This is a genomic window from Streptomyces sp. NPDC044571 (assembly GCF_040647115.1).
Classification (GTDB): Bacteria; Actinomycetota; Actinomycetes; order Streptomycetales; family Streptomycetaceae; genus Streptomyces.
Genome location: NZ_JBEZBN010000129.1, coordinates 1 through 1474, shown reverse-complemented (window position 1 = coordinate 1474; position 1474 = coordinate 1). Strand labels below are relative to the sequence as shown.

Here is a 1474-nt window from a genome sequence, read left to right as displayed (position 1 = left end):
GGGCCCGAGGGGGGTTCAGTCGGCCTGGCCGTGCGCTTGCCTGGGGAGGCAGAACATCAGGGCCCACATCACGGCGAGGGTGCCGCCGGCCCACCAGAGGACACCGGTGAAAGCGGTGCGGTTGAGCGCACCGTCGGGCGAGCCGCCGGTGGTGGAGAAGAACACGAGGGCGGTCAGTTCGGTGCCGAGGGCGATGCCCGGATGCATGGCGGTGTTGAACAGGCCCGAGGCGGCACCGGCGTTCTCGTGCGGGACTTGGCGAGCGACATGTCGGCGAGCGGGCCGCTGACCGTGCCCAGGCCGTAGCCGAGCAGCAGCGAGGCCACGGTGAACAGGGCGCCGATGAGGAGGACCTTGCGTCGGCCGTGGATGTCGCCGAGCCGCCCGCCATCAGCCCGACAGCGACGGTCAGTGAGTAGCCGGCGGCCGGCCACTGGACCGATCCGACCGTCCGGACCATGAGGCAACGCCCACCTCACCGGCAGAATCGGCCCTTCGCCCGAGCGTGCGCAGCACGTCCGAAGGAGTGCGGTCCGGGCGGCGCCGCAGGAGGGCGTGCAGATTGCGCAGGGGTGGTGCCGGCGGGCGTCGATGGGGGTCCGCGACGGTCTGCCGGAGGCCGGTGGGAGGCCCTCCCGGTGTCGTGAACCCTTCCTTGACAAGGTAGGGGGGCGCCCTCAAACTGACGTTGCGTTCACCGCAATTCGTTTCGTTATACGCACCGGAGTGTCATGATGATTCCCGCGTGCCGACTCGCCGACATCCCGCGAGGCGAGGCCTGCCGGCTCGATTTCGATCCGCCGATCGCGGTGTTCCATACCGAGGATGGCGAGGTTTATGCCATCGACGACACATGCACCCACCAGGACGCTTCGCTGTCCGACGGCTGGCTGGAGGGGTGTGAGGTCGAATGCCCCCTGCACGCCTCGAAGTTCGACCTGCGCACCGGAAGCGTCGGCTCCCCGCCGGCCAGGCGTCCCGTCCGCACCCACCGGGTCCGCGTCGAGGACGGCATGGTCTACCTCGTGCCGTCGGACGCGGCGCCGAACCTGCTGCCCAGTGCGGCCGTCCGCCGGGCCGAAGGCCCCGTGTGAAAACAGTGGCGGTCGTCGGTGCCTCTCTGGCCGGCCTGTCCGCCGCCCGCTCGTTGCGGGAGCAGGGATACGACGGTCGGCTGGTCCTCATCGGTGACGAGTTCCACCGCCCCCACGACCGGCCGCCGTTGTCGAAGGAGTCCCTCGCCGGGGAGATCGACGAGGACGCGCTCGCACTTGAGGCGGAGGGGGAGGACCTGGCGGCCGTGGGGGAGCTCGGTGCACGAGCCGTCGGCCTCGACGCCGGATCGCGGGGCGAGCACCACGTACGGCTCGCCGACGGCAGGTCGGTCCGCGCGCACGGGATCGTGATCGCCACCGGCGCGGCGGCCCGGACCCTGCCCGGGAGCAGGCGCCTCGACGGCGTACACGTCCTGCGC

General features: G+C 71.3%; 3 protein-coding genes. 2 read left to right on the top strand and 1 reads right to left on the bottom strand.

Features of this window, described 5'->3' with window-relative positions:
• Positions 1 to 15 precede the first annotated feature (15 nt).
• Positions 16 to 207, bottom strand: coding sequence for a hypothetical protein (locus tag AB0B01_RS30740; RefSeq protein WP_361726246.1), 192 nt, complete (start codon positions 205 to 207; stop codon positions 16 to 18).
• A gap of 524 nt (positions 208 to 731) precedes the next feature.
• Here AB0B01_RS30740 and AB0B01_RS30735 point away from each other — a divergent pair.
• Positions 732 to 1094 carry a bifunctional 3-phenylpropionate/cinnamic acid dioxygenase ferredoxin subunit gene (locus tag AB0B01_RS30735; RefSeq protein WP_361726243.1) on the top strand — a complete coding sequence of 121 codons (363 nt, stop codon included), beginning with the start codon at positions 732 to 734 and terminating at the stop codon, positions 1092 to 1094.
• On the top strand, positions 1091 to 1474 hold a 384-nt coding region (locus AB0B01_RS30730), incomplete at its 3' end, for an FAD-dependent oxidoreductase (RefSeq protein WP_361726240.1). The genes AB0B01_RS30735 and AB0B01_RS30730, both read left to right, overlap by 4 nt.